Consider the following 20,904-nt stretch of genomic DNA (forward strand, 5'->3'; position numbering starts at 1 on the left):
TGGGAAAAAAACATATGGGAGTGGAATTGGATGCGAAAACTGTTCTTCGGAGTGATGCTTGCTGCTTCCATAGCAGGAATTCTGTTGGTCTGGTTTCCGGATTTGAGCTTAATGAACAAGCTGATCATACAACTGCTTCTGCCACTTGCCGCTATTTACTGGATCAATAAAAATCACTACTGGTTTCATCATTATATTCAAAAAACATGGCGCTGGTGTAATCATCCCTTGTTTATATCCATGCTGTTCTTGGTGTTAACCCTAGGATATGACTTGCTCGTGTTCACCAGCACTGTAGTATGGGTCCTTCCTGTCTTAGAGTTATTCCTGTTCGCTAGTTCGTTTCTTTTTTGGAGTATGTTCCTCGGGGCTGGCCGGAATACCAAACCGCTTTCGCTAGGAGAAAAATCGCTTTATCTTGTCGTCAATATGCTGGTGTTGGGAGTCTATGCATTCATTGCCAGCCACTACTTTCCATCTCATACTACAGGCATCTATACATTTATCGGCTCAATCGTGGCTTTGATGACATTGTTATTAGGCTATACGCTAACGATGTGGGGGAGAAAAGAACATGTCGTCGACCGGCCTACAGTAGAAGGGCTGGTGCGGAAATTAAAATAAAGTAATTTATGTCATACTTTAGATATTAGTGGAATTTAGCGGTGAAAATTAAAAAGTAGAACTTGCCTAATTAGGTGTAGCGGGTTTTTTGTAATTTCTCACCTGGAAGTATCCATCAAGTTGAGTTTTTTACTATCTATAAAGGGAATACAGGATAAAAGTGGAAACAAAGACGATTAGGAGGGAGAAAATGAGTAAGCCGATTGAAATTTCTAAGATAAAGATTTTCCAGGATGAGAGACCAAACCGTCGCGCTTATATTGCCGACTTTGAGGAACCGGTCCAATATGGTGTTCACGGGGGAGTAAAAGTATTTTATAAAGCCGTCCCGGAAGAAGAGCATCCGTCTACCTTGGACCATATCGTTTCTGCAGCAGGTGGCTGACTGACCGGTACCTTATCTGGCGCGCTGGAGGCGCGTGATATACCGACGTTTCCGAATAAGCTGCAAGGGGAGTTCGAAGGTGTGATCGAAGCACCTGAAAAAGTATTGAAGATTACGGAGATTCGCTGTTTCTATAAGTTGAAGATTCCAAAAGGCAAACGGGAAGCTGCTGAACGTGCCTTGCACATATTTGAACGCAGCTGTCCTGTGGCTCAAACATTAAAAGGTTGTGTCCACTTCACCCACGACTGGGAAATCGAAGAAGAATAAAAATTAATATTTCTCTCTACGATAAATAATCCACCCGAGTCCTCAGCTCAAGGGTGGATTATTTTTTTGGTTACATGACAGTATGCCATGGATTAGTGTTGCAAATGGTCCTGCAAATGAAAGCTTCGATTATAATCCCAGCGTTAATTTAAGCAGCTGATCTTCTGGTTGGATGAATCAGACTTGCCTGCACAAGGCGTTTTCTTACGGTGATACCGATCCAGCTAGCAAGAAATGCTTTGATCAAGCCTACCACGATAAATGGATAAACCCCTATAGCTAAAGCCTCTCCCCAACCTAAATCAAGGACAAGTTTCAATTGCACCATACCAAATAGCAGGGTAACAATCATTCCTGCTGTGTTGGCGATCATGGCCATCGTAAGGTTGAATTTTGTCCGTTCCAGGATATATCCAGTAATGAATGCGGCTGCCACGAAACCAATAATATAACCACCTGTTGGCCCCACTAGCACCTGTGCGCCCCCTTTGAATCCTGCGAAGACAGGAATACCTACCGCACCTAAAGCAGCATAACAGACCATAGCAATAGCGCCTTGCCTGCTGCCTAAAATTGTTGCCGTCAAGCCGACAGCCAGTGTCTGGCCGCTGATTGGAACCACTGGCAAGGGAATTTCAATCTGGGCAAAAATGGCGGTAATAGCTGCGAAAATAGCGCAATTAATGATCACTCTCAGTTTTTTGCTTTGACTGTTCATCTTTTTATCCTCCTATATGTAAACCTTTGTGAAATTAAGGTTAACATATAGTTTGCCAGAAGGGTAGATGCATTTTCTATAAAAAAATTCTTTAATGACCTACACAAAACCCAATTATTTTTTATATAGTATAACATTATTAAATATTAAGTATGACATAATTGAAAATATGTGTTATATTATATTGCAAATCTAGTAAGGAGGAGATCGAGATTGTCGAAACATCCTTATATTCGTTGGTTTGAAGAAATTCATAAAGAAGACATCCCATTGGTAGGCGGGAAAGGGGCCAATCTGGGTGAGCTTATAAACGGAGGCGTGAAAGTCCCACCTGGTTTTTGTGTAACTGCAAAAGCATACAGTGATTTTATCGAGGAGAGTAACTTGGATAAGTACATACTCGAGTCGATCAACGGCCTCGATATCGACAACAATTATCAGCTTCAGCAGACAAGTGCAGAAATCAGAAGCGTGATCATGGACACAGATATTCTCGAGCCGATTGATAAAGAAATTCGCGAGGCTTACGCACAATTCCAGCGTAACCTTCAAGTCGATGACCTGTATGTAGCTGTGCGGAGTTCCGCAACAGCGGAAGATTTACCGGAAGCATCCTTTGCCGGCCAACAGGATACCTACCTTGAAATTGAAGGCGTGGAAGAGGTCATTCACCATATTAAAAAATGCTGGGCATCACTTTGGACGGCACGCGCGATTTATTATCGTGAACAACAGGACTTCAACCATTTTGATGTGTCACTATCGGCTGTTGTGCAAAAGATGGTAAACAGCAAAAAAGCAGGCGTTCTATTTACTTCCAATCCTATTAATGAAGATCATAATCAAATGATGATCAATGCCAGCTGGGGCCTTGGAGAATCCGTGGTGTCCGGGATGGTCTCCCCGGATGAATACATCGTCGATAAAAGGGACAACAGCGTCATAGAAAAGCATATTGCTACCAAGAATTTTTTGATTGTCAAAAATGAAAAGGCTGTAGGAACGACTAAAGTCGCTGTCAAAGAGTTTTTAGGCGAAGACCTTGTAACCGAACAGTGCCTGACTGAAACTGAAATCAATCAGCTTTCCACCGATGCGCTTCGTATCGAAGAACTTTACAATTCCCCGCAGGATATTGAATGGGCGATTGATACTGATACCAATGAACTTTACATTCTACAGGCAAGGCCGATTACGACATTAACTAAGGAGGAACCAAACGTGATTGAAGAAGCTCAAAAAGAAACCAGCCGTGTGTCACTGGTCCGCGGTCTCCCGGCATCCCCAGGTACAGGAAGCGGAAAGGTAAGAAAAATTAAAGATATTACGGAAGTCTCGAAGGTGGAAGAGGGGGATATCCTCGTTACTATTATGACAAACCCCGATATGATGCCAGCGATGAAAAAGGCAGCAGCCGTGGTTACAAACGAAGGTGGGCGTACGTGTCACGCGGCAATTGTTTCCCGTGAATTCGGTATTCCTTGTATCGTCGGATCCAACAACGCAACGGAAGTGCTGTCTGAAGGAATGGAAGTGACCGTCGATGCCACTCGCGGCGTGGTTTACCAGGGGATTTTGGAAGATAAGCAGGAAGAGACAAAGAAAGCAGAACCCTCTGCTATTGAACAAATCAACCTTCACCAGCTGGCGCCAATCACAGGTACAAAAGTGTACATGAATCTTGGTGAGCCAGATTTAATCGGCAAGTACAAAGATCTCCCGTTTGACGGGATTGGCTTAATGCGTACCGAGTTCATTTTTACTCACCTGGTCGGTGCCCATCCGATGTACCTGTTGAAAAATGGCGAAGAACAATTTTTTATCGAAAAAATGGCAGAAGGAATTACTAAGGTAGCACAGGACATTTATCCAAAACCGATTGTCGTCCGGCTAAGTGACTTCCGTTCCAATGAATTCCGTGGGTTGAAAGGCGGAGAAGAAGTAGAACCGATCGAAGCGAACCCTATGATTGGCTGGCGCGGAGTTTCCCGCTACATTTCCCCGGAATACGAGGAAGGTTTCCGACTCGAATGCCGTGCGATTAAAAAAGTGCGGGAAGAATACGGCTTAATCAACGTTTGGACGATGCTTCCGTTTGTGCGTACCACGTGGGAAGTCGAACGCGTCAAAGAGATCATGGCAGAAGAAGGATTGAAGCAGGACCAGCAGTTTAAAATCTGGATCATGGCCGAAGTTCCATCCGTCGTCTTCCAGGCTGAAGACTTCGCTCAATTGGTCGACGGGTTCAGTATTGGCAGCAACGACCTTACCCAGTTGATCCTTGGTTCAGACCGCGACTCCGGCATTCTGAACACGATGGGCTACTTTGATGAACGCAACCCGGCTGTCAAACAGGCAATCAAAACGCTGATTCATGCCGCCCATAAGCATGATAAAACGGTGTCGATTTGCGGGCAGGGACCATCCCTATATCCAGAATTCACCGAGTTCCTAATCCAGGAAGGAATTGATAGTGTCAGCATCAATCCGGATACCGTGGCCGATACTAGAAGACTCGTCGCTTCTGTAGAACAACGGTTAATTTTAAACTCCGTACGCAACTCTAAATAAACGAAAAGTGCCTGTCCCGGTTTGGGGCAGGCACTTTTTTAGTGGTAGGCCACTTCCAGCTCCAGCGCCTACCCCCTCGAGGTCTTAAGTCAATCCTCTCTGTGACAAAGATCGTCACGCCGAGGCTTGTCTTAAGCTTGTCGGGGGTGAACAAGGCGCTTGCGCTTTTGTTTTTATTTCTTATTAACGGAAGCATCATAGATGCTGTCGACTGCTTGCTGCAGCTTTTCGTTAAACTCTTCGTCTGACTGATTGGCGTTCAAGTCAGCGGCAAGAGCGCGGGAGAAGCTGGCAATCAGGCCGTCGTTCTCTTTCAGTTTTTCGTTGGCTTCATCACGGGAATAACCGCCGGACAGGGCAACAACACGAAGCACGCGCGGGTGATCGATCAGTTCTTTATACGTGTTAGCGTTGGTAGGGATCGTCAACTTCAGCATCACGTTTTGATCATCTGTCAGTGCGTCCAGCTGCTTCAGAATTTCGTTCTTCAGAATTTCCTCGCTTTTCACCTTATCGGCACTGTTAATGTCCACTTCTGGTTCAATGATTGGAATTAGGCCAGCAGAAATAATTTGTTTTCCGATATCAAACTGTTGATCCACGACTGTTTTAATCGCTTTTTCGTTCGGTTCATGGACAACCGAGCGCATTTTTGTACCGAAAATGTTGCGCTCATTGGCACGACGTAAAGTTTCATCAAGGTCGTGGATCGGCTTCATCAACTGAACGCCATTTTCTTTATCGGCAAGTCCTTTATCTACTTTTAAAAATGGCACAACGCCTTTGCTGGCAAGGTAATCAGCCGTGTACTGGCCTTCGATTTCACGGTCCATTGTCTGTTCGAACAGAATAGCGCCGAGAATCTTTTCAGAACTGAAAGCAGGGGACGTGATAATACGCGTCCGCATCTCATGGACAAGGTCGAACATCTCATCTTCGCCGGAATAAGAATCCTCCGGTACACCGTATGCTGCCAGTGCTTTCGGGGTACTTCCGCCGCTTTGATCAAGTGCCGCGATAAATCCTTTTCCGTTTTTGATTTTGTCAAAATGGGTGTTGTTCATGCTTACCACTCCTTTTTAATAGTGTCGAAAAACATCCACCTATACTCTTCCCTTAATCCGGTCATGTATAACACAGGATGGATGCGCTGTTTTTATTTTAACATGTAAGACCCTCTATTGTTTTCATAGTGAATTGGATTATAAACTTTTCAGAAAAATTTATTTACTGTAAACTAACATCAGGAAATAAATGGTATTGAAAGATGCTATAACTAAAAATTCATGAGGTGAAAACATGTGAAGATATGGAAAAATAAAAAGTTTCTACACTTATTTTTTGCCCGATTCATCGCTCTGATAGGGGATGGTATCCTTTTTATCACACTGCTTAAAATGCTTGAATTGCAGGGAGCGGGCAGCATGGGCATTTCTATTCTTTATTTAGCTGCAGGTATCCCTGCTTTTCTGTTTGCGATCCCAGCCGGGGCGTTTGTGGAACGGAGTAACCTGCAGCGGACAATGATTACCACAGATGCCATCCGAGCGCTATTAGTTTTTCTATTTATTATGGTCGGCTATTTTACAACAGTAGCGCCGCTTTTTATCTACATATTGTTGTTTTTAATCACAATCAATGACATGTTCTTTCTTCCGGCCAGTCAATCTTTGCTACGCTGGGTCGTTCCTGAAAAGCTAAGACCTCAAGCAAATGGTCAATTGCAAATAGCGATGATGACGGGTAAGCTGCTTTCGTTTACGTTAGGTGCATACTTAATAAAAGCCGGGTTTGAGCTAACTTCACTTTTATTCATGGTCATAGCTGCTTTTGCTCTATCGATTGTACTCATCCTGTTTATCCGCCCGGCAGTAATGAACAACACGGATAAAACTACAAAAACGCTTCAAATGGTGACAGAAGGGCTGACTTTTATTAAGAACACGACCATTATTAAAAATCTTTTCATCGTGTTCGGATTGGCCTGGATTGTGGGTTCCTCCATCGATGTGTTTTTAATCTCGTACTTGAATGATGTGTTAGGAAAGGGGACAGAAGACCTTTACTTGATTACCACTTTTTCTTTGGGGGGAATAATTATTGGATCATTTTTGGCACCGAAGCTATATGAAACGATGAATAAAAAAATCGGATTTTATGTACCCAGCTTTTTGTTCGGCTTCGTTATCCTCGGTTATGCGTTGAAATTGCCGCTTATGATCCTATTGCTGCTATTGATGACCGGCGGGATTGCTCAGGGCGTATTTTTGACTTTTCTCAACTCCTATTTGCAGGAGGTCACTTCCCAAAGTTACTACGCCAGAGTCGCAAGCTTCTATACGTTGCTGATGAAAGGAGCAAGCCTGCCTGGATTATTTTTAATCGGATTATTGATCGATACTACCAGTGTCATCACAGCTGGTTATTTCATCGGCTTTTATATGATTGCATTAGGGGTATTTTCAATTTTGATGTTGCAGCAGGTGGGTAACGAAGGTGAGGTTGAGGATCTTACGGAGGTAAGAGCTGTGGAGCAAAAAGGTGAAAGTTATTGAATCGAATGATAGGGGCGAAGCGTTTTTTCGGGCAGGATGAGTCGAGAAAGCTGTCCTCATACATCGCTTGTTCGGAAACCAAAACCCGATACAGCCAAACTCTGTCCAACAACTACTCGCATGTTTTTGCGGCCGGCTCCTCCCTATCTTTTAAAAAATCCAGCTAATGATTACATTGGATGCAACTAGAAGTAAGGGGAGAAGGATCACATATTTCTTAACCTCTTTCATTGTCATTTGCCCGAATAGGATATGTATGAGGAACAGTAAGAAGATAAGAATTTCTGGCCATCCTATTGTAAGCTTAAAATCAGGAAGAAAAGTGGATAATATTCCATAAAGGATTATGACTATAAGTGAAGCTGTAACTTGTGCGGGTCGCATGAAATTCCCCCTTTTAGTTAGGTTTTATTATAAGGAAAAATAAGGATATTTTCCATGCTTGTACAAAAGTTGGGCCCAGACAATGAAGATGTCCGGGCCTCGCATTTTATTTCGGGTCATTTTTCTTTGCGTCGTCTGCTATTTCATCGAACGAACGAATTTTTCCGTGGGGATTCTGGGCGTGCTTTCTTGCTTTCCATTCCCGCTCCTGTTGTCGTTTGGATTTGGTCATTGTCTTGGCTGCTCCTGTTCTATATTAAGATCGTTGCTTACTTTATTAGACTTTCTTGCTCGCTTGGCTTTTTCTTTATGCGCCTGATTTGCTTTGGCGCTGCCGAATTCCTTGGAGAATTCTGTGTCCGATTTGCTGGAATCAAAGCCTTGTTTATTTTTTTGCTGCGGGTCGTTTTTCTTTGTACGTTTTGCCATCGGTTTGCCTCCTTTTTTGTTTAGTATGAAGAAAAAGAAGGACAATATGCTGACCACCCCTTAGTAAAAACAACCATTATGAAGATACTTCCTTTGCTGTACCTCGGTGGCCCGACATATTCAATAAGACGATTCCACCAATGATCAGCGTGATGCCGGAGAACGTGAGCATGGTAAACGCCTCTCCCCATATCCATACACCCAACAAAGCAGAGAATGCGGTTCCCGATCCGGACCAAATGGCGTAGGCAAAACTCAGTGGTATGGTTTTGAGCGCTAACGAAAATAAGTAAAAGGACAACAAATAACCAGCAATTACACCGACGGAAGGAAACAAGACGGTAAAACCTTGAGACAGTTTCATCATCGTTACTCCAAACACTTCAGCGATAATAGCGATCGCTAACAATAGATAACCTTTCATAATAACCCCCTCCATCCCTTAATGAGATCCTGCCATATTCAACAGCGTGACCCCAATGATGATCAGCATTAATCCGGCAACATTTTTACGGTTGAATTTTTCTTTATATATCGTAATTCCTATCAGGGCTGTCAGCGCAGTCCCCAGCCCTGCCCATATCGCATATGCGACACTGAGCGGCAGAGTGTTGAGCGATAAAGCCAGGCAATAAAAAGCCAAGCCATATCCCGCCAATACACCAATGGCAGCCAATTTATTTTTAAATCCATTCGAAGCCTTCAGCATCGCACTGCCGAAAACCTCCGAAACGATTGCAAGCATTAATAATCCATACGCATACATTACCCTCACTCCTCTCTTGCCTTCCACTCCTGCTAATTTCCGCTATTCCTTTATCTGAAAAATTTAATCATCTAGAAAGTACAATACCTTTTTTCGAGAGGAAGATAATAAGGAAGGAGGCTGGCGGTAAGGTCCCAGAGAAGCTGTTCCCTGTAAGCATAAATTTCCCCTCCTTACAGACACTAGGAAAAAAGGAGGAACTCTTTTGAAAATAGCGATAATCGGAGCAGGTCTTGCCGGTCTTTCCTGTGCCTTGACCCTGGAAAAACACGGACATACCGTGGACATCTTTGAACAGCGCAAGGAAGTGGGTTTTGGATATACAATTGCAGAATTGATGACTCCCATACTTCACGCTCCTATCGATGATGCTGTTCAGTATTTTTCCGAAAAACACGATATCCATTTAAAGCCTGCCTACAATGTCCAAAAAATTTATGTCCATTCTGAGAATGATTCTGCTTATGTAGAAGGGAATATCGGCTTTATCAATATGCGCGGCAGTCACGAGGATGCTTATGAAAAACAATTGGCGGAGCAGCTGGTGCACAGTAAGCTTCATACGGACAGCCATGTGACATACGATGACATAGCCAAAGAATATACGCATGTGGTGTTAGCGACAGGCGACCCACAGGACACCCAGCAAATCCAGCCCTATGAAATAGCGCTCAAGTCCTGTTTTGCAGGAGCAATCGTCAGGGGGAATTTCGTACGAAACGAGGTCCATACCTGGTTCAACAACCATTTTGCGCCAAAAGGTATGGGCTACTTGCTCCCCCACTCGAAAACGGAAGCGACACTGGTAATCGTCTATCCTCAATATGAACAGGAATCGGTGGAAAAACGGAGTGAGTTTTGGGAGATGTTTGTTTCCCAATCTTCACGAACACTGAACCAGGAAATAACGATTAAAGAAGGATTTGCGATAACAGATTATATGGTTGGCAGGTGCAATTATCCGCGTATAGGTAATACATTCTTTGCAGGCAACTGTTTCGGGGGAATCACCCCATTCTTAGGGTTTGGGCAGACAGGATCTATTCTGAGTGGTATTTATGCGGCACAGGACATTTGCGGGCTCGGTGATTATGAAACACTTTGTAAACCGCTCTATAAGGATTATGATGATTCCCTCGTGTTACGACGCGCGATTGAGGGTCTGAGCAATCATCAATTGGATTTAGTGACCAAGTCCCTGCACAACTCAATGGTAAAGAAGGTGGTCACCCAGCCGAATATGAGTGTGCTGAAAGGACTCAGCCACTTATTGAAGCCGTTTATCTCAACTAAATAAAATTTAAAAGAACAGCCGACACTTCCTGATTATTCAGTTGGAACAGGTGATTCTTTCTACAATCCGGAAGAGTGAAGACCTGTAGAAACAGAGCGACGGCTGTATAAGTAATGTACAGGCCACACTCCTTCTCGCCGGAATGCGATGGATGTGGCCATGGATCTTTGGACAAATAGACCCCGACCAACAAAGTAGTGGTCGGGGATTTTTTTGGTTGAAATACTTTTATCCCAGGCTTTTTTTAGAAATGAAATTTTTTCTATTGTTTTAGGTAATAAAAGGTTTTACAAACTCATAAAATGGTTATACAATAACTATACAAATATTAAACAAAAATTGAAAGGTGGTAGATGTAATGAAAGGTTTAGACATGGTTGCACTTATTCTTATTATTGTAGGCGGCTTGAACTGGCTATTATTTGGCTTATTCCAGTGGGATCTGGTTGGTGGAATTTTCGGAGGAATGGACAGTCCGGTTGCACGAATTGTCTACATCCTGGTTGGTATTGCAGCCATCTATTCTCTAACGATTTTGAAAAAGGTCAAGTAATAGGTAGAAACGTGCCTGCATCCTCTGTATACACGTTACAGCAGAGGGGGCAGGCATTTTTAATCAACTATTGACATTAAGGAAAGAGTGGCATATCTTAAATCTATACCATTCTGCAAATATGGTAGGAAAAAAGGAGACATTTTTATGAGTGTGGCTGTTCTTAACTAATACGAATCGTATAATCCCTGGTTTTGGCAAAATCGCCTTCTCAAAGGTGTTATTTGTGCTGGATTTACCAGGGGTAGTTAAGAACAGGCATACCCAAAGGTTTTAGAAAGAGCTATGACGGGCCTGTCGTAGCTCTTTCTTTATATCTGCATGCAGAATGGTAAGTGTGAAAGCCATCGCGGGGGAAGTACAGCCTGCGATGGCTTTTTATATCTTTAACTAATTAATAAAGGAGCTTATGGATAGTGAATAAAAAAGCGATGAATGATTTAGGATTTAATCAAATTATCGAAGAGATTGCTTCTTACGCACTGACACACAAAGGAAAGCAGACGATACGTGAATTAACACCTATGGTAGATAAAAGACACATTGAACGTTCTTTCCAGGAAATTGGTGAGGCTATCGCGGTATTGCGCCTTAATTCCAGTGTCCCAATTCATTCTTTGGATTCCGTTATCCGTTCCCTGGAAGAAGGAGAGAAAGGACGTTACCTTCCAGTCGGTTCCCTTCAAGGGATTATTGAGTTTTTGGATCATTGTCGCAAGCTGAAGCGGTTTATGGATGATAAAGGATATATTGCCCCGACGATTTCCGTCTACGTCGATTCCATGTCAGACTTAACCTTCCTGGAGGAGGAATTACGAAGGTGCTTGAAAAATGGAAGAATTGATGACTACGCATCCAAAGCACTATTGAAAGTCAGGCGTGATATACAGACAGAACAGACAAAGCTAAAAAACCGCGCCCAGGAAGTGCTGAAAAAACAATCTTCTTTGTTGCAAGAACATATGATTATAGAGAAAAATGGTCGACTTACTCTTCCGGTCAAGCGTGAATATCGCCAGAAAGTAAAGGGTTCCGTAATTGATACCTCCTCTTCAGGCGCAACCGTATTCATAGAACCAAAGGAACTGACAGAGCGGCAAGAAATGATTGAATATATGAAACTGTCTGAACAGCATGAAGTTGAACAAATATTGTACTACCTGACGGGGGCTGTCCTAGAATACAAGCAGGAAATCCTTTTAGCAATTGATGTCATGCATCAGTATGACGTCATTTTCGCAAAGGCTAAATACGCTATTCATATAGAGGCTGATATGCCAAGGCTAAATAGAGATAATCAGATCTCCCTGATTGAGGCCCGTCATCCCCACTTGGGGAAGGAAGCTGTACCATTGACCATCGAAATGAAACCCGAGGAACAAGCGTTGATGATTACCGGTCCTAATACTGGTGGGAAAACCGTGACCCTTAAAACGACTGGTCTATTAACGATGATGGCCCAGGCAGGCTTATGGATTCCAGCCAGACCAGAATCCCAGGTGATGATATTTGATGATATTTTTTGTGATATTGGCGATGGACAAAGCATTGAGGCCAACTTAAGTACTTTTAGTTCAAGACTTGTCAATATTATTGACATCTTACAACATGCTCGACCGGGAACCTTGGCATTAATTGATGAAATCGGTTCAGGCACAGAGCCTAATGAAGGGATGGGTCTTGCTCAGGCTATTTTGGAACAGTTGGTGGCCAAGAAAGCGAAACTAATGGTTACGACTCATTTTACAGAGATGAAAGAGCTCGCTCATCAGCGTAATGATTTTATTAATGGTTCTATGTCCTTTGATTTGGAGACATTACAACCGACCTATCGATTGGTGATCGGGGAATCGGGGGATAGTCAGGCATTTCAAATTGCATTAAAGCTGGGTCTTCACCCTTCCATCATCCGGCGTGCCCATGAAGTTACCTATCACGAAACAAAGGAGTATAGGCTAGATCAAGAAGTGCTCAATTCTAATGAAATGAAACAACAGATAAACGTTCCACGCTACAAGAAAAAGAACGCTGCTCCTAAGCGAGAGTTAACATTCTCCCGTTTTAAAATGGGTGATAATGTGAAGATAAAAGCAACAGGGGAAACAGCCATTGTTTATAAAGGTCCAGATGAAAATGGAAATTATATCGTACAGCAGCAGGATAACAAGCTGAAAATAAATCATAAGAGACTGGAGCTGTACATTAAAGCTCAGGATCTATATCCCCCTGATTACGATTTTGATATCATCTTTCAATCTAAGGAATACCGCAAAGTTACCAAGGAGCTTGATCGTAAACATGTGGAAGGTCTGATAATTGAGACCGAAGATGATTTCTAAAACTAAATGTTGTTAATTTAAGAGTTGGAATGACTACTGCCCCTTTCTGATGATGGGAAGGGTCTTTTTTTACCAGTGAGGAGATCCTTTCACTGAAGTTTTCTTTATGCGGATATGTGTGCTGGTTTATACGTAGTTGCCATTTTTTCACATAATCGGTATGCTAAAAATAGACAGAATAATCAGACATAAATGTGAACCGCAATTTAAAAAAGGAGTGTATGCATGCAGAACTTTGGAAATCAAGTACAGTTTCGTTTATATCAGACGATGCAGCAGCCTGACCCCAATCGTCTTCCGGTTGTTTGCGAGGAATGGGAAGAAAAGGCAAGAGAAGCACTGGATGATGGTCCTTACGATTATGTAGCAGCCGGCGCCGGTGCGGGTAAAACCATGCAGGCCAACCTTAACGCCTTTGATCGTTGGGAGCTTGTACCGAGGATGCTCCGAAATGTAGAAAAGCGTGATTTACATGTTCAATTAATTGGTGATACATACCCGTTTCCAGTTCTTCATGCACCAATCGGGGTGCAGTCGATCATTCATGAAGACGGGGATTTGGGATCGGCAAGGGCTTGTGCGGAACTTGGTGTGCCTTTCATTGCGAGTAGTGCTTCGACGACGCCTATGGAGAAAATTGCCGAAGAGATGGGGGATGCTCCGCGGTGGTTTCAATTATACTGGAGCAATGACCCGGATATCGCGGCCAGCTTTTTGAAACGAGCCGAAGCTTCCGGATACTCGGCCATCGTTGTGACACTGGATACGCCTATGATGGCCTGGCGGGAAAAGGATTTGAAAAATGTATACCTGCCGTTTTTATTAGGAGAAGGGGTCGGAAATTATTTTACGGATCCGGCATTTTGTTCCAAGCTGGAGAAACATCCAAAAGAAGACCCGGAAGCCGCCATCATGCTCTGGACACAGGTGTTCGGCAACGCTGGCTTAACGTGGGAGGATATTGCCTTTTTGAAGGCGAATACAAACCTGCCAATTATTCTAAAAGGGATTTTGCATCCGGATGATGCGAAACAGGCGTTAGAATATGGAGCGGATGGCGTCATTGTATCCAACCATGGCGGCCGCCAGGTAGACGGGGCAATAGGAGCGCTGGATGCATTGCCTGGAGTCTGCGGAGTTATCCAGGATAAGATTCCCGTCCTGATGGACAGTGGCATCAGGCGAGGTTCTGACATTATCAAAGCGATGGCCTTAGGAGCGAAAGCCGTTCTTGTAGGAAGGCCGTGTATGTATGGTTTGGCAGCGGCGGGACAGCAAGGCGTAAAAGAAGTGCTGCAGAATATGATTGCAGATTTGGACATCACCCTGGCTTTGACAGGGGAGAGTTCAGTGCGGGAAATGGACTCGTCCATCCTCAAAAAAGCAGACTAACCGAAGGCTGATACAAAATGGCAGGACTGTTTTGTGTCAGCCTTCTTCTTAATGTCTAGGAAATTATAAAACATTTTTTTTAACTTTACGTGGTGGGTTACATCCAGCTCCAGCGCCTACCCCCTCGAGGTCTTAAGTCAATCCTCTCTGTGACAAAGACCGTCACGCCGAGTCTTGTCTTAAGCTTGTCGGGGGTGAGCAAGGCGCTTGCGCTTTTGTAATTACTTACGCATGTTAAAGTGGGCATTCAACTGGCCGCGGAGCATTTCTTCGCGTACCTGGCGTTTTTTCTCTTCTTTTTTCATATCCTGTCTGATTTCATATGTCTGTACGCCTTCTTCGCGCTTGTTGGCAATATCCATCAGCAGTTCCACGTCGTTGAAGGAATATTTTCTCGTCCCTTTTTTGCTGCGATCAGGGAAGACCAGCCCGCGTTCTTCGTAATAGCGGATTTGTCGTTCCGATAGCCCGGTGAGCTCATGGACAACACCGATCGTTATTACTTTTTTATCTTTATAAGAAGTCAAAGCGAATGACACCCCCAAACCGTAATCATTTCTGTTCCATTTCATGTAAGGAAAGTTTACATATTCTATTATATGCGAGGTTTATAGGGTTTGTGTATGCTGGTATACCTTTTTAATATGTTGATTGTAGAGGATAATAGTAATTATATCATCGTTATTGTAAGAAAATCTCACAAACTTTAATTTGCTACATAAAAAAAGTCCCTGGAGAGGGACTTAAGGTTGTTCTTATGGATGATTGCGGTAAAGGATAACCAGTAAACCCAACAGGAGAACATCCAGCCTGGCACTGAACAAAGCATGTACAAACCCGCCATGCAAAGCGGGGATTTTGGTCAATATAATGGCGGCAGTAATGATGAACAGTAAAACCATCGCTGCGTATTTAATATATCTTCCCATAATCAATAGAATTCCGGCAATTAATTCTGCCGTAGCAACCGCGTACATCAATTGGAGAGGGCTCGGCAGTCCAAGGTTTATAAACACACTCCCCATCTCTGAGTTCAGCAGCTTCATCAATGCGGATATCAGGAATACAAAAGCAACTAAATAACGGATCAGTTTCATTGTCGTCATCGCCTGTCCCCCTTTGTAAGAGACTATGCAAACGGGGGACAGACAATGACAGACATTTGTTTAATGGTCGTGGCCGGTACCCTCTTCCTCGGGAGCGGCATTGTTAAGGAACCACCTTTCCCCAATAAAGATTAGTATGATAAACCCAACAGAAACGGCAACAACCAGCAGGTCTGTTGTCAATTTCACCCACAAAAAGGCGCCTAACACAATTGCATCAAGAATTAGCGCGGTTAAAACAACCCCTGTGCTGGCATTCACTTTTTCTCGTAAATGCTTGTACACGCCCCAGTGAACAATCATATCCATAACGAGATAAAGGATAGCTCCCATCGATGCGATCCTGCTTAGGTCGAAAAATATCGTCAGTACCATCGCAAAGACAATCGTATAGACAAGCGTGTGTTTCTGAATTCTTCCAGGCATCCCGAAATGCTTATGCGGGATAAGCTTCATATCTGTCAACATCGCCAACATACGGGAAACGGCAAATACGCTCGCTATGATACCGGAAATGGTAGCGATAATGGCGATAATAACTGTAAACCATAACCCGAGACTGCCGAAAGCAGGTCGTGCTGCTTCAGCCAGAGCGTAATCTTTCGCTTCAATGATCCGGTGGAGTGGAAGATTGCTCGACACCGCCCAGGCTAATAGCAAGTAAATAACCAGACTGATTAGTATCGAAATGATAATCGCCCGGCCAATGTTTTTCTTCGGATTGACGATTTCTGATCCACTATTGGTAATCGTCGTAAACCCTTTGAACGACAGAATGGTCAATGCGACTGAAGCGATGATGGTGACGATGGTCGTCTGCGGGGTCTCCCCTCCACCCTCAGCGGGGGAGAAAGAAAAACCGGCAACCCATAGACCGCCAATCGCAAAAATCGCAAGCCCGACAATTTTTAGTAGAGACACGATCGAAGTAAACGTCTGAATGAATTCATTCCCTGATATATTGACCAGGAAAGCAAACGTCAGTAACCCAACACCCAACAACGGGACAAGAAAACTTGACGCGTCGATGCCGAATAATTGCAGCGTGTAAGTCCCGAACGTCCTTGCCACCAGGCTTTGGTTGATCACCATGGAAAAAGCCATCAGCAAAGCAGCGGCAGCTGTCAACGTTCCTTTCCCGTACGCTTTTACTAAAAACATGCCAATACCGCCGGCCGATGGAAATTCCGTGCTCATTTTCACATAAGAATAAGCGCTGAAACCTGTAACGATGCCCCCTATGATAAAAATGAGGGGAAACCAGGAGCCGGAAAGTTCGGCCACCTGACCGAGCAGTGCAAAAATCCCGGCACTGATCATGACACCTGTGCCGAGGCCTACCGTACCAATCAAGGATAAGCTGTTATCTCTATAATCAGACATGGATAACACCTCCGAATGTTACTGTTAGGATTCGCCTGTTTAAGATGCTTACCCGGAAAATATGCAGATTTTATGCACATACAAAAAAACAGAGCTGGCGCCAGCTCTGTCTGTTAGATAATCTCTTCCTTTTTCAAAACTGCTTCGATGCCGAAGCGGCCCTCTTTTAAAACAGCTTCCCGCCACTCTTGCTCTTGTGGATAGAACATCGCTTTGAACTCATCAAGGATCCACTGCCGGTCTTCTTCTTTTTCGGCACCTTCCCAGTATAGCCGATTTTCGAGAACGATCGTCGTAAACTCCCGTAATTCTGCTTTTTTCCCTTCGCCAAAGGTGCCGAATTCGAATAGTGCAGAGAAAAGCTTCGTGTCTGGATATTCTTCTTTCCTGAGTTTATGAAAATGATTGGTGGAATCCCCTTTTACTTTTTTCGGTGTGAACTTCTGGATATTTTTCATGCCATAGAAGGATTTCAGTTCATCTTCATCGCGTTCTTCTAGTTCTGAAGCGACCATCGTAATTTCATTGGTCGGACCGAGTGCGGTATGCCAGTCCATGTGAATGACTTTTGAGTACTCCGACAATAACCTGTGCTGCATCTTTTTTAGGAAGACTGCCGATTCTTCTTCTTTATTTCCGCCGTAATAGACGCCTTTTTCAAATTCGAACTGCCCCATGCCCTTCGCTTCTTTGATGGCACTGTAGCCTTCCTTGGCTAATGCTTTTGTCAGCTGGGCGTGCAGCTCATTTTTATCTCTTGTTAGATCGGTGATTGCTCCGTTTGGTAAAAAGAGTTCACTTTCTTTTTCATAATATTTGTTGACGTCTTCGGGGACGGAACCCTCATCATAGAGTTGGTTACGGTTCAAGTCGACGTTGTTTTCGTTAACGCGGCGGAAGTTCCGCATTCCCCAGGGGTTGAGTCCATGAATCACGCAGATACCCGTCGTGTCAGGGTCCATTTGCTCCAAATACTCATCTACAAATAAGTTAATGACCGCTGCCCCGGCATATCCCTCAATCCCGTGCTCACCGGAGGTGAAAAAAAGCACCTTTTCCTTGGATTTGCGGGCATTCGCATAGATCATATCGATGGTATTATCTTCTCCGGCGCTGATGGTTTCGCTAATCAGTTCAGCTTCCGGCCACTTTTCTTTAATTTTATCGAGATGGCTGCGGAATGCAGCGCGGGATTCTTCATAGCTTTTCGGGAAATAGTGTAAAGGTTCGCTCATACGCTTTCCATCCTTTCAGGCGTTTTTCTTTATTCATTCCACATTTGAGGGATATCAAACTATTTGTCTATCAAGCATGAAAACACGCTCAGATTATATCCGAGCGTGTTATATAGTAACGCTGCTCCCTTTGATTACTCAGCAGCACTCAATTCATCTTCGGTGACCCATTTATGGTCGGTCACTTCCTGATCACCATGGACAGTGGTGAAGTCGAGCATGTAGACAGTTGTGTCTTCAGCTGTATCAATTGTAGCCTTGGCGCCATTCATGCCTTCCATATGATCCGCATTTAGTGTAACCTCCGTTCCTTCTTCTAGAGGAGCTTCACCCGGATCTTCCAATTCCTCATGGATAACCCATTTATGATTCGTTACCGGTTCGCCGCCATCCGTGGGAGTGAAAGATACGGCATAAGCCGTCGTGTTAAAAGCTCCTGTTACCGTTGCTTCAGCTCCTTTCATCATCGTTTCTCCGCCTTCTGAATGTTCCGCTTCGATAATGACGGTATCTCCTTCATTAAAGGCAGGGTCTTCTGCAACTTTCAACTCTTCCGGAACATCTCCATCACTGGACATATGGTGTCCGCCATGACCTCCCTGCGTTGAATTATCATCATCTTCTGGTTGGCCATTCTCCTTAGAAGAATCGCCCTCCGTCTGTTCTTCCTGAGTCGTTTCTTCATTAGTGGAATCATTATTATTGGATTCGTCTCCTCCACAAGCTGCCAGCAGCAGAAAAAGAGATAGAAACATCATCGATAACCCAGTATAATTTTTCATCCTTTTTTGTCCTCCTTTTTTATCTTTACATCATGGTGGCATTCCCTTATTTTCAGAAAAAGATGCTGATTTTATTTTAATTCCAACCATTTTCCCATCAGGAATAGGCCATCTTTAGGGGGAAAAAGTGGAATGGCATATCAAGCATTGCTTATAATGGGATTAATGATAACGCAAGGAGGTTATACAGTGAAGGAGAAGGTACAGTTACATAAAGAAGCATTTTTGCATGAACTGGAAGAGTTTTTAAAAATTCCGAGTGTCTCTGCGGTTGAAGCTCATAAGGACGATGTGAAAAAAGGGGCCGAATGGGTAGCAGGTGCACTTAAAAATATCGGCATGGAGCATGTCGAAATCATTGAAACAGACGGGCATCCAATCGTTTATGGCGACTGGCTCCATGCAGAGGGGCGTCCGACGGTTCTCATCTACGGCCACTATGATGTCCAGCCACCTGAACCATTAGAATTATGGGAGACGCCGCCGTTCGAGCCGGTGATTCGTGATGGCAAAATTTTTGCACGCGGGGCGACTGATGATAAAGGCCAGCTGTTCCTGCACATCAAAGCGTTGGAACTATTGAAAAAAGAGAATGGCACCTTCCCGGTGAATGTGAAATTCTGTATTGAAGGGGAGGAGGAGATCGCGAGCCCGAACCTCGGTCCATTCATCGACGCAAATGCGGATAAGCTTGCTGCTGATGCTGTACTCGTTTCGGATACATCCTTTATAGAAAAAGGTCAGCCTGCGATTTGTACTTCCCTGCGCGGTGCGCTTGCTATGGAAGTCGAGGTGAAGACCGCCAATTCTGATCTTCACTCCGGTGCTTACGGAGGAGCGGTTCCTAATGCTGTACATGCGCTGGTACGCTTGCTTGATTCCCTCCATGAAGCAGATGGGAAAATTTCGGTCGAAGGCTTTTATGAAGGGGTGCCGGAACCGACAGAGCAACTGCGGAAAGAAGTAGCGGAAATTCCTTTTGACGAAGAACAGATGAAGCAGGAATTGGGTCTTGATGCATTATTCGGTGAGTCCGGGTTCACCTTCCATGAACAAACCGGCATCCGCCCGACACTGGAGATCAACGGGGTGACCGGGGGTTATCAAGGGGAAGGCATCAAAACGATTATTCCTAAAGAAGCGAGTGCCAAAATCAGCTGCCGGCTTGTCGGTGACCAGGATCCGCAACGCGTATACGAATTAATTGAAGAGCACCTGGAGGAACACAAACCCGCTGGTGCCAAAATATCGACCAAGCAGTTCATCCAGGCGAAGCCGGTAGCCCTTGATTCCCAAAATCCGATGATTCAAAAAGCAGCCGATGCCTATGAAAAAGTGTATGGCATCCGTCCGCTGTTCCCGAAAGAAGGCGGTTCGATTCCGATCGTCGAAGTTTTCGCCCGGGTGTTGGAAGCGCCGGTTGTCCTGATGGGATTTGGTCTCCCAACGGAAAACCTCCATGCGCCGAATGAACATTTCCACCTCGACAATTTTGAAAAAGGGATCGAGACGATCTGCGAATACCTGCAATCTTTCTAATCACTGTACTAATACAGAATCTCTTCTAAAGGCGTGTCGTAGCCATGCATATGATTTTACGTATCACTCTCATCGTTTCCGGATTTATTACCCTGTTCCTTGGCATTCTCGGCATTGTACTTCCGCTGTTGCCAACGACACCATTTTTATTGCTGTCGGCCGCCTGTTTTGTCCGGAGCTCCGACCGGCTGTATCACTGGCTGATCACCAATAAATGGTTCGGCAAGTATATTCGTGATTTCCGTGAAAAACGAGGCATCCCGCTGAAAGCAAAAGTTATCGGGGTGACTGTTTTGTGGGTATCGATGCTTTCTTCCGCCTTCTTTTTCGTCGATCTCTGGGTGATCCGGATATTGATGATTCTGATTGGAGCCTTTTTCACTTATGTGATGCTGTCATTCAAAACATTGAGATAACAAACGTAAACGTTGCTGTTTACGTTTGTTTTTTGTGTGTGCCCGGCATGTGCGCACGCTTTAGGGTTCAAGTCCCGAGCGGTGAAGGTCATTGTAACCGTTAGCTGAAGGCAAGGGTGTCTGGGACGACCTGGAATCTGAAGGAAGCTGGAGGCAAATCTCC

Annotated in this window: 22 protein-coding genes; 11 read left to right on the forward strand and 11 right to left on the reverse strand. The window is 44.3% G+C overall.

Annotated features, from left to right (window positions below; genetic code table 11):
* Nucleotides 1-30 precede the first annotated feature (30 nt).
* The 3 genes from ACGTNI_RS05615 to ACGTNI_RS05625 all read left to right on the forward strand — a co-directional run bounded on the left by ACGTNI_RS05615 (nucleotide 31) and on the right by ACGTNI_RS05625 (nucleotide 1,279).
* Nucleotides 31-624, forward strand: coding sequence for a hypothetical protein (locus ACGTNI_RS05615; protein WP_394460621.1), 594 nt, complete (start codon nucleotides 31-33; stop codon nucleotides 622-624).
* 190 nt (nucleotides 625-814) lie between these two features.
* Nucleotides 815-1,009 carry a hypothetical protein gene (locus tag ACGTNI_RS05620; protein ID WP_394460623.1) on the forward strand — a complete coding sequence of 65 codons (195 nt, stop codon included), beginning with the start codon at nucleotides 815-817 and terminating at the stop codon, nucleotides 1,007-1,009.
* Nucleotides 1,010-1,279: an OsmC family protein gene (locus ACGTNI_RS05625; RefSeq protein ID WP_082411970.1), complete on the forward strand. Its 270-nt coding sequence runs from the start codon at nucleotides 1,010-1,012 to the stop codon at nucleotides 1,277-1,279.
* A gap of 148 nt (nucleotides 1,280-1,427) precedes the next feature.
* Here the strand turns inward: ACGTNI_RS05625 and ACGTNI_RS05630 are convergent, their stop codons facing one another.
* Nucleotides 1,428-1,997, reverse strand: coding sequence for a biotin transporter BioY (locus ACGTNI_RS05630; RefSeq protein ID WP_394460625.1), 570 nt, complete (start codon nucleotides 1,995-1,997; stop codon nucleotides 1,428-1,430).
* A gap of 213 nt (nucleotides 1,998-2,210) precedes the next feature.
* Here ACGTNI_RS05630 and ppsA point away from each other — a divergent pair, with 213 nt between their 5' ends.
* Nucleotides 2,211-4,568: a phosphoenolpyruvate synthase gene (ppsA, locus tag ACGTNI_RS05635; RefSeq protein ID WP_394460627.1), complete on the forward strand. Its 2,358-nt coding sequence runs from the start codon at nucleotides 2,211-2,213 to the stop codon at nucleotides 4,566-4,568.
* A gap of 173 nt (nucleotides 4,569-4,741) precedes the next feature.
* On the opposite strand, the gene ACGTNI_RS05640 is transcribed toward ppsA, so the two are convergent.
* A complete protein-coding gene (locus ACGTNI_RS05640) occupies nucleotides 4,742-5,632 on the reverse strand; it encodes a fructose bisphosphate aldolase (RefSeq protein ID WP_394460629.1) in 891 nt (296 codons plus the stop codon).
* A gap of 237 nt (nucleotides 5,633-5,869) precedes the next feature.
* On the opposite strand from ACGTNI_RS05640, the gene ACGTNI_RS05645 reads away from it, so the two are divergent.
* Nucleotides 5,870-7,123: an MFS transporter gene (locus tag ACGTNI_RS05645; RefSeq protein ID WP_394460631.1), complete on the forward strand. Its 1,254-nt coding sequence runs from the start codon at nucleotides 5,870-5,872 to the stop codon at nucleotides 7,121-7,123.
* A 490-nt stretch (nucleotides 7,124-7,613) separates the two neighbouring features.
* Here ACGTNI_RS05645 and ACGTNI_RS05650 read toward each other — a convergent pair whose 3' ends face one another.
* From ACGTNI_RS05650 to ACGTNI_RS05665, 4 genes are all read right to left on the reverse strand, one after another.
* Nucleotides 7,614-7,739 (reverse strand): DUF6254 family protein, encoded by a 126-nt coding sequence (locus tag ACGTNI_RS05650; protein ID WP_394460633.1) that lies wholly within the window; start codon nucleotides 7,737-7,739, stop codon nucleotides 7,614-7,616.
* Nucleotides 7,736-7,936, reverse strand: coding sequence for a hypothetical protein (locus ACGTNI_RS05655; protein ID WP_394460635.1), 201 nt, complete (start codon nucleotides 7,934-7,936; stop codon nucleotides 7,736-7,738). Before ACGTNI_RS05655 ends, ACGTNI_RS05650 begins: the two co-directional genes overlap by 4 nt.
* A gap of 76 nt (nucleotides 7,937-8,012) precedes the next feature.
* Complete coding sequence (locus tag ACGTNI_RS05660; RefSeq protein WP_394460637.1) at nucleotides 8,013-8,360, reverse strand: DMT family transporter; 348 nt, start codon at nucleotides 8,358-8,360, stop codon at nucleotides 8,013-8,015.
* Nucleotides 8,361-8,378: 18 nt separating this feature from the next.
* A complete protein-coding gene (locus tag ACGTNI_RS05665; protein WP_394460639.1) occupies nucleotides 8,379-8,702 on the reverse strand; it encodes a DMT family transporter in 324 nt (107 codons plus the stop codon).
* A gap of 205 nt (nucleotides 8,703-8,907) precedes the next feature.
* On the opposite strand from ACGTNI_RS05665, the gene ACGTNI_RS05670 reads away from it, so the two are divergent.
* The 4 genes from ACGTNI_RS05670 to ACGTNI_RS05685 all read left to right on the forward strand — a co-directional run bounded on the left by ACGTNI_RS05670 (nucleotide 8,908) and on the right by ACGTNI_RS05685 (nucleotide 14,280).
* Nucleotides 8,908-9,999 (forward strand): NAD(P)/FAD-dependent oxidoreductase, encoded by a 1,092-nt coding sequence (locus ACGTNI_RS05670; RefSeq protein WP_394460641.1) that lies wholly within the window; start codon nucleotides 8,908-8,910, stop codon nucleotides 9,997-9,999.
* Nucleotides 10,000-10,354: 355 nt separating this feature from the next.
* Nucleotides 10,355-10,549, forward strand: coding sequence for a DUF378 domain-containing protein (locus ACGTNI_RS05675; RefSeq protein ID WP_394460643.1), 195 nt, complete (start codon nucleotides 10,355-10,357; stop codon nucleotides 10,547-10,549).
* A gap of 416 nt (nucleotides 10,550-10,965) precedes the next feature.
* Entirely contained in the window at nucleotides 10,966-12,888 is a 1,923-nt protein-coding gene (locus ACGTNI_RS05680) for an endonuclease MutS2 (RefSeq protein WP_394460645.1), read from the forward strand.
* A gap of 225 nt (nucleotides 12,889-13,113) precedes the next feature.
* Nucleotides 13,114-14,280 carry a lactate 2-monooxygenase gene (locus ACGTNI_RS05685; RefSeq protein ID WP_394460647.1) on the forward strand — a complete coding sequence of 389 codons (1,167 nt, stop codon included), beginning with the start codon at nucleotides 13,114-13,116 and terminating at the stop codon, nucleotides 14,278-14,280.
* Between the two features lie 221 nt (nucleotides 14,281-14,501).
* Here the strand turns inward: ACGTNI_RS05685 and ACGTNI_RS05690 are convergent, their stop codons facing one another.
* The 5 genes from ACGTNI_RS05690 to ACGTNI_RS05710 form a co-directional block, all read right to left on the reverse strand.
* Nucleotides 14,502-14,807, reverse strand: coding sequence for a MerR family transcriptional regulator (locus ACGTNI_RS05690; RefSeq protein WP_394460649.1), 306 nt, complete (start codon nucleotides 14,805-14,807; stop codon nucleotides 14,502-14,504).
* A gap of 228 nt (nucleotides 14,808-15,035) precedes the next feature.
* Nucleotides 15,036-15,386, reverse strand: coding sequence for a DoxX family protein (locus ACGTNI_RS05695; RefSeq protein ID WP_394460651.1), 351 nt, complete (start codon nucleotides 15,384-15,386; stop codon nucleotides 15,036-15,038).
* A gap of 60 nt (nucleotides 15,387-15,446) precedes the next feature.
* Nucleotides 15,447-16,769, reverse strand: coding sequence for an APC family permease (locus ACGTNI_RS05700; protein WP_394460654.1), 1,323 nt, complete (start codon nucleotides 16,767-16,769; stop codon nucleotides 15,447-15,449).
* 113 nt (nucleotides 16,770-16,882) lie between these two features.
* A complete protein-coding gene (locus ACGTNI_RS05705; RefSeq protein WP_394460656.1) occupies nucleotides 16,883-18,004 on the reverse strand; it encodes a M14 family metallopeptidase in 1,122 nt (373 codons plus the stop codon).
* Between the two features lie 134 nt (nucleotides 18,005-18,138).
* Entirely contained in the window at nucleotides 18,139-18,786 is a 648-nt protein-coding gene (locus tag ACGTNI_RS05710; RefSeq protein WP_394460658.1) for a YdhK family protein, read from the reverse strand.
* Nucleotides 18,787-18,975: 189 nt separating this feature from the next.
* On the opposite strand from ACGTNI_RS05710, the gene ACGTNI_RS05715 reads away from it, so the two are divergent.
* Entirely contained in the window at nucleotides 18,976-20,325 is a 1,350-nt protein-coding gene (locus ACGTNI_RS05715) for a dipeptidase (protein WP_394460660.1), read from the forward strand.
* Nucleotides 20,326-20,369: 44 nt separating this feature from the next.
* A complete protein-coding gene (locus ACGTNI_RS05720; RefSeq protein WP_394460662.1) occupies nucleotides 20,370-20,741 on the forward strand; it encodes a YbaN family protein in 372 nt (123 codons plus the stop codon).
* The last annotated feature ends 163 nt before the right edge of the window (nucleotides 20,742-20,904 follow it).

Source organism: Thalassobacillus sp. B23F22_16, assembly GCF_043496955.1.
Lineage (GTDB): Bacteria > Bacillota > Bacilli > Bacillales > Halobacillaceae > Thalassobacillus > Thalassobacillus devorans_A.